Origin of the sequence: Sulfurovum sp. bin170 (assembly GCF_010892395.1) — a bacterium.
Taxonomy (GTDB): Bacteria; Campylobacterota; Campylobacteria; order Campylobacterales; family Sulfurovaceae; genus UBA1140.
The window spans coordinates 1-6,910 of record NZ_JAACKB010000264.1 but is presented as its reverse complement, the minus strand read 5'-3'; the positions used below and the strand labels follow the sequence as shown (position 1 = coordinate 6,910).

10 protein-coding genes are annotated in these 6,910 nt (G+C 36.3%); 4 read left to right on the top strand and 6 right to left on the bottom strand.

Annotation, left to right across the window (positions count from 1 at the left end; translation table 11 throughout):
- Window positions 1–69: 69 nt before the first annotated feature.
- Complete coding sequence (locus GSY74_RS06225; RefSeq protein ID WP_164664237.1) at window positions 70–687, bottom strand: DUF2339 domain-containing protein; 618 nt, start codon at window positions 685–687, stop codon at window positions 70–72.
- A 224-nt stretch (window positions 688–911) separates the two neighbouring features.
- On the opposite strand from GSY74_RS06225, the gene GSY74_RS06220 reads away from it, so the two are divergent.
- Window positions 912–1,139 carry a VF530 family DNA-binding protein gene (locus GSY74_RS06220; protein ID WP_164664236.1) on the top strand — a complete coding sequence of 76 codons (228 nt, stop codon included), beginning with the start codon at window positions 912–914 and terminating at the stop codon, window positions 1,137–1,139.
- Here GSY74_RS06220 and GSY74_RS06215 read toward each other — a convergent pair.
- The 4 genes from GSY74_RS06215 to GSY74_RS06200 all read right to left on the bottom strand — a co-directional run bounded on the left by GSY74_RS06215 (window position 1,132) and on the right by GSY74_RS06200 (window position 4,674).
- Complete coding sequence (locus tag GSY74_RS06215) at window positions 1,132–1,608, bottom strand: PTS glucose transporter subunit IIA (RefSeq protein WP_164664235.1); 477 nt, start codon at window positions 1,606–1,608, stop codon at window positions 1,132–1,134. The genes GSY74_RS06220 and GSY74_RS06215 overlap by 8 nt on opposite strands.
- Before the next feature lie 9 nt (window positions 1,609–1,617).
- A complete protein-coding gene (gene argH / locus GSY74_RS06210; protein WP_164664234.1) occupies window positions 1,618–3,006 on the bottom strand; it encodes an argininosuccinate lyase in 1,389 nt (462 codons plus the stop codon).
- 36 nt (window positions 3,007–3,042) lie between these two features.
- Window positions 3,043–4,311 carry a TAXI family TRAP transporter solute-binding subunit gene (locus GSY74_RS06205; protein ID WP_164664233.1) on the bottom strand — a complete coding sequence of 423 codons (1,269 nt, stop codon included), beginning with the start codon at window positions 4,309–4,311 and terminating at the stop codon, window positions 3,043–3,045.
- Window positions 4,312–4,413: 102 nt separating this feature from the next.
- Entirely contained in the window at window positions 4,414–4,674 is a 261-nt protein-coding gene (locus tag GSY74_RS06200) for a helix-turn-helix transcriptional regulator (protein ID WP_255494560.1), read from the bottom strand.
- 139 nt (window positions 4,675–4,813) lie between these two features.
- Here GSY74_RS06200 and GSY74_RS06195 point away from each other — a divergent pair, with 139 nt between their 5' ends.
- From GSY74_RS06195 to GSY74_RS06185, 3 genes are read left to right on the top strand one after another with little or no spacing between them, the layout of a single operon-like run.
- Window positions 4,814–5,530 carry a formylglycine-generating enzyme family protein gene (locus GSY74_RS06195; protein ID WP_164664232.1) on the top strand — a complete coding sequence of 239 codons (717 nt, stop codon included), beginning with the start codon at window positions 4,814–4,816 and terminating at the stop codon, window positions 5,528–5,530.
- A 37-nt stretch (window positions 5,531–5,567) separates the two neighbouring features.
- Window positions 5,568–5,840 carry a DNA-binding transcriptional regulator gene (locus tag GSY74_RS06190; RefSeq protein ID WP_164664231.1) on the top strand — a complete coding sequence of 91 codons (273 nt, stop codon included), beginning with the start codon at window positions 5,568–5,570 and terminating at the stop codon, window positions 5,838–5,840.
- Between the two features lie 42 nt (window positions 5,841–5,882).
- Window positions 5,883–6,122, top strand: a complete 240-nt coding sequence (locus GSY74_RS06185) for a hypothetical protein (RefSeq protein WP_164664230.1) — start codon at window positions 5,883–5,885, stop codon at window positions 6,120–6,122.
- Window positions 6,123–6,132: 10 nt separating this feature from the next.
- Here GSY74_RS06185 and radC read toward each other — a convergent pair whose 3' ends face one another.
- Complete coding sequence (radC, locus tag GSY74_RS06180; RefSeq protein WP_164664229.1) at window positions 6,133–6,792, bottom strand: DNA repair protein RadC; 660 nt, start codon at window positions 6,790–6,792, stop codon at window positions 6,133–6,135.
- Window positions 6,793–6,910: the final 118 nt, after the last annotated feature.

Here is a 6,910-nt window from a genome sequence, read left to right as displayed (position 1 = left end):
TACTCTCTTTTTCAAGAGTTTTTGTTATTTTTTCTATGTAGGTTTTTAATTTCATTTTTTATTGACATTTTAGCATAATTTTTTTTCCGTAGTTTTCAGATCTATAAACTTGAACCCCTCTAAGGCAAATCCTGCAAATATGGAGAGATACAGCACGGCAATACCACCCCCAAAGAGACCCTCGGAGAAGAGTTTATGTCGATTATCTATCATCTTGATACCACCAACCAACATCGCCATACCCACCACAATACCGATAAGTACACGCCCCCATATAGGAATCCAATCTTTGTCAATGGAGTATTTTAGGAAGAGACCAATGCCTAAGATAAAGGCTACAATGGCTATTTTCAAGATAATATTTCCAAAGAGAATCTCTTCTAAAGAGGTGTCACCAAATCGCTCTTTTAGGTTGTCTATAAAGCTTGGTTCAGGTGATCTCGGCTCCACTACTCTTGGTTTTGGAGGCTCTTTTTTAGTGACAATAGATTTAATGGTCACTTTTGGCTCGATAACCTTGGGCTTAGTAACAACAGGTTGTACAACTTTAGAGACTATCGGTTTGATTGGTTCTCTACAAGATTGTTTTAAACTCTGTTGTATCTCCTCTAATCTATTTTGGATATTAGAAAGCTTCATGAGAATGGTGATGATAAGGACAAGTAAAATTAGTATGATTAACTCCATGGGGTACTCCTATATTTTTTTAAATTATATCTGAATTATTCTTAAAGTGCAAAGTGATACTATACACTTTGTACTATTTTTAGGAAACAAAAACTTTAGTTGCATCAAACAATAAGCGAGGCTAAAGCAATCGGTTCCTTATATGCAATCTGCATTTTCGGAATCGGCGTGTTTACACCCGAACTATTTTTTAGATATAATTGCAGAAAAAAAAAGATGATAAGATGAACAACTCAAACAACCCGCTTCACGGCATAAAACTAGAACAGATAATCAAAGAGCTTGTAGAGCATTACGGATGGGAAGAGCTTGGAAAAAAAGTAAGAATCAACTGCTTTAACAACAACCCACATATCAAAGCCTCTCTCAAATTTTTGAGAAATGTTGACCATGAGTGGGCGAGGATTAAGGTGGAGAAGCTTTATATTAAGATGAGAGAAGAGGCTAGGTAAACTTCACCTCTATTAGAGATTCACCCTCTCGAATCGTACCAATTTTATGTTTTTCCAAAACAATAGATTTATCACAAGTCACAATCACAGGGGTGATGATTGCTTTGCCTTTGGATTGAATAAAATCAAAATCCACAGAGAGAATAGGACAGCCAAACTTCACCTTGTCGCCCTCCTCTACCAATCGTTCAAACCCCTCACCATTAAGCTCAACAGTATCAATCCCCACATGCACCATCACCTCCAAACCACTGTTATTGATAATCAAAAAAGCGTGATTGGTTGGAAATATTCGACTCACCACACCATCAATCGGTGCAACAATCGTCCCACTGTTTGGCACAATTGCCACCCCATCCCCAGCTAACTTTTGTGAAAAAACCTTATCAGGAACACTCTCTATATCGACCACATCACCATCAACTGGTGAGACAACTATCTGCTTACTCTTCTTAAAAAATCCAAACACATATACTCCTTATCTTTGTGACTCAACCCACTGGGTCAATCTCTCCATCTGCTCTAGGGTTCTAACACTGCTAGTTCCCCCCTCTGACTGTCGAGCATTCATTGAGGCTCGGTTATCAAGAAGTGCCACCACCCCTTCACCAATCCTCTCATCAACACTTTGCAAATCATCCAGAGTTAACTCCGAAATATCCAGACCTTTATCCTCGGCTACATTAACCACATTGCCTGTGATATGGTATGCATCTCTAAATGGAATCCCCACCTCTTTGACCAGATAATCAGCCAAATCCGTAGCAGACAAATGACCTATCATACACGCCTCACCCATCTTATCCTCACGAATTTTCATCTCATCTATCATCTCACGCAGAACCTGAAGTGAAAGTAGTGCTGTTTTTACCGAATCAAAAACACCCTCTTTGTCCTCCTGCATATCTTTGTTGTAAGCAAGAGTTAGACCTTTCATTACAGTGAGCAGTGCAATAAGATTCCCATTCACACGACCTGTCTTACCACGCAGTAGCTCTGGAATATCAGGGTTTTTCTTCTGTGGCATAATCGAAGAACCTGTAGCGTGTTTATCACTCAACTGCACAAATCCAAACTCACTAGACGACCAGATAATAAGCTCTTCACTCAAACGACTTATATGCATCATCATGGTAGAGATATTAAACAAAATCTCCAAAGCAAAATCTCTATCACTAACCGTATCAAGACAGTTAAGCGTAGGCTCTTTAAAACCCAGTCGTTCTGCTGTAGTCTTACGATTGATAGGGTGAGGCGTACCTGCCAACGCAGCACAACCAATCGGAGAGTAGTTATTTCGCTCATACGAACTTACAAATCGTTCATAATCTCGTTTGAACATACTGGCATATGCCATCATATGATAAGCAAAGTTGATAGGTTGTGCATGTTGAAGATGAGTCATCCCAGGTAGAAGCGTATCTATATTTTGATGAGCCACTTTAATAAAAGTCTCAATATTTTTGAGTAACAAATCAGCAATGACCATCGTATTTTTCTGTACATAGAGTCTAAAATCCAACGCCACTTGGTCATTACGACTTCGTGCCGTATGAAGTCGTTTACCTGCATCACCAATCTTATCGGTTAACCGACCCTCAATCGCCATATGAATATCTTCATCATCACCATCAAGCAGATACTCACCTCGCTCTATCTCCTCATATATCTCCACAAGCCCCTGCTCTATCTTCTCATAATCCTCTTTGGAAATAATCCCCTGCTCGGAAAGCATAAAAGCGTGAGCTCTTGAACCCTCTATATCCTCTCTATAGAGGAGTTTATCAAAGGGTAAAGAGTTGTTCAGTTCTTGAAGTAGTTGAGAGCTTGTCTCTGAGATTCTTGCTGATGCAATTTTTTTTGACACTATAAAATCCTAATGGTTTATTGGGGGTATTGTATCCTATTTTAGCTGTCTCTCAATTTGAGATATAACCATATCAATATGCATTCGAAGATCATAATACTCCCCCATATAAGATAGAGGAACATTCGTCTCCTCTTTAATCTGTCGTGATAACTCTTTTAGCTCATCTAGTCTACTATCCAACGCTTTGCTATCCAACCTTACAATACCATAATCCAATTCATTGACTTTTTTGTACCACTTATATATCTTCCGTCTGGTTCTCCATCTAAATAGTGGTAAAGCACCCTTAAAAAAAGGAAGCAAAAGTGTCAACATGGGAATAATTAAAAGTTTAAATCTATCTATATTCTGAAATAACCAATAAGGAAGTATTCTCTCTAAAAAAGAGTCTCCATTTTCCAAATACCTCTTTGCATCTTCACTAATTGGTATCTCCAAATTAAGTTGATTGGGAAACTCATTGGTCTCTTCAAAAACTCCCTTTTTAGAATGAACAATTTTTGCTTTTCGCAGTATTAGTCGTGCCAACTCATCTGGTAAATCTCCCTGAATAACCAAAAAAGCTGTCTTAGATAAAAGTTGAACATCTTTTGGTGGGATATTCTCTTCCAAGCTTATCATACCCTCGCCAAGAGTTAAAACCGTATAGTAGAGATAGACTTGCCTATAAGCTTTGGCTCGTTTAATATCCATAAGCTTTATCTCTCTATCTTCCAAAAGTTTACTTATCATTTTTGATTTTGGTGAGGCGACAGCAAAAAAGAGGTCAATATCCCCACGCTTCAATGCATTAATACTCTTTTTTGTAGAGTAATTATAAAAATTCGTATTGTTACTATCAATACCATTCAAACCCAAAAGCTCCAAAGCCACTGGTCTTACCCCACTACCCTCTTCACCTATCGCTATGCGTTTCCCTTTTAGATTAGAAAGATACGCTTCTGTCTCTCCTTTATAAAATATCCATATAGGCTCATAGTAAACACTGGCTAAAGCGTATAAGTTCTTTTTAGAATGATTATCAACCGTACCACCTTGAATAAAAGCAAAGTCCACTTTTTTTTCATTAAGTAACGCTAGTGCCTCAACAGAACCAGCAGTGGTTACAATCTCTAAATTAATCCCATCTTGTTTTAAAAGCTCTTTATACTGCAAAGCATATTTATAATAAGCTCCATCTACTCTACCTGTAGCAATGGTTAAATCTTTCCTTGGAGCTTCAACTGTAAAACGATAAGTTAAAAAAAAACTTATTATGATTAATAAAACAATAGGTAACCATATCTTAAAAAAATCACTCATAAAATCCCCTAATATAAAAATAAGTAAAGAACATTATATCAAAAAAACTAAAATAAAAGGAATAAATAAAACTCAACGACCACCATCTTCAAGACGGAGGTGTTAACCTTTTTGGTGACTAATAAAAAAATCACAAATATCAACCTCAAGAACCTTTGCTATTTTATAAAGTTGCTCCACATTATAGTGCTTGTTTTCTAATCCTGCTTCAATTTTTCCTATAGTACTCATCGACTTATGCCCAATAGCAAGAGCCAAGTCAAGCTGTGTTATATTTTTCTCTTTTCGAATCTTTCTAATGTTATTAGCAATAGAGGTGTGAAAAGCCATTATCTCTTTATCTTCAAATTCTAAATATTTCAATTAAATTCCCTGTAGTGAAATTACTTTTTAAGTTTAAAGTAGATAAGATTTTTTGTACATTCCCTAGAGTGAATATTTAATGGAATTTGATCTATTATTTGCACTTTTGGAATATAATAATGATTATAAGAGAAGAAAAATGCCATATCAAACAAAAACAATAACCAACTCCATAGGTATGAAATTTATTAAAATACCAACAGGTTCATTTTTAATGGGTCGAGATGCTCACCTTGAAGAGGGAGATGAGGATGAATTGCCACAACACCATGTATCAATAGACTCTTTTTATATGCAGACTACACCTGTGACACAAAATCAATGGATTAAGATTATGAGAGATAATCCTAGTAAATTTAAAGCTCCCAATAACCCTGTGGAGAACATATGTTGGCATGATGCACAACGATTTATAAGCAAACTTAATCAGATAGAGGGAGAAAATCGGTATAGACTACCCACTGAATCGGAGTGGGAGTATGCTGTTAGAGCAGGAACTACGACACAATACCACTTTGGTAATAGTGAAAAAGAGTTAGCTCGGTATGCATGGTACGACAGAAACTCAGAAAATAGACCCCACCCAGTAGGAGAGAAAAAGGCTAATTCGTGGGGATTGTATGATATGTACGGTAGTATCTGGGAGTGGGTAGAGGAGTCTTATCATGAAAATTATGACCATGCACCCAACAGTGATATTACTTGGAGAAGAGATGATAAACAAGATATTTGTAAAGTTCTACGAGGTGGGAGTTGGGTTGCTCATGCTAACCTTGCCCGTTCTGCAACACGCAATTACAATAGAGCCGATTTTGGTTTTGTAACAAGTGGATTTCGTTTGGTATTAATATCTTAATAGATAAGTGGATATAATCTTTTGAGGTAAAAATATTATGGGTAATATAATCAAAGAGACAGCCAAAGAGCTTGGAATGACACAGAAGCAAATGGCTAAATATATCGGTGTGAGTGAAGAGACAGTAAGTAAGTGGTCGAGGGGCGTAATAGAGACCCCAAAATGGGCATTAAAAATGTTTGATTTGATAAAAAGAGAGAAACAGTATAAAAGTTTAGAAGAGGATTTAGACGAGGTTATTAATAAGGTTAATGATATAAAAACGACATATAGTCTATTATTTTCAGAAAAATCTCTTGACAAATCGTAAAACTTACGATAATATTCCAGAATAGCAAAAAAAAGGAATATCATGTCTTCTAAAAATGAACAAAACCATCCACATCTGGCTCTAGATACATTAGAAAGATTGCATCTTATACGAAGTGATGTAGAGTTTATGAGTAGTCTACTGAGTGCTTGGAATATAGAACAGGTTGCACCCACCTATAATGATATGTTTGCTATGAGTAGGATATGTAGCCATATTAATATCCAACTGCTCAAGTGTGAAGACTCTATAGAGACTATTATCAAAAATAGGCTGACTTAATGCCATATCCCTACAACAACCCCTCATCAGCAAAACTATAAAACCCATCTTTAGCCAATATCACATGATCAAGCAACTCAATCCCCACCAATTGAGAGACCTCTTTGAGCCGTTGGGTTATCTGAATATCAGCACGACTAGCACTCAATGTTCCAGATGGATGGTTATGTGCGATAATAATCCCTGCTGCTCTATCAGCAATAGCATCAGCAAAAACTTCTCTAGGGTGAACTAGACTTTGATTTAATGTTCCTATAAAAACCGTTCTGGTATTAATAAGGTGAGAAGCACCATCAAGGGTGATAGTCAAAAAGTACTCTTGCTTTTTAATGGAAAAAGATTTCAATTCATGATATACATCCTCTGCCGAAGTAATTTTTTGATTGCCTTGTGAGGTGTAGCGTTTGGCTAACTCTATAGAGGCTAATATCTGTGTTGCTTTTACCGTACCCAAACCATGAATATTAAAAAGCTGTTCATAACTAAGCGTATGAAATGAGTGGTCAAGTATAGAAACAATCTCACGAGAAAGTTTACGCACATCTTTACCTTTGACACCAAAACCTATCAGAGCCGAGACCAACTCCTCATTTTTTAGAGCTTTAACACCTTTTTTAATCAACTTCTCTCTTGGTTTATCATCATTATGGAGTTCTTTTATTGTTTTCATAGTAACAGTATAGAATATAAAAATGAAAAAAGATTTAAATATGTCAAATTGTCATATTTTAACCATCCATTCCAAAATGGAAAACAATTTTTAAAAAAAACATATTATAAATAAAATT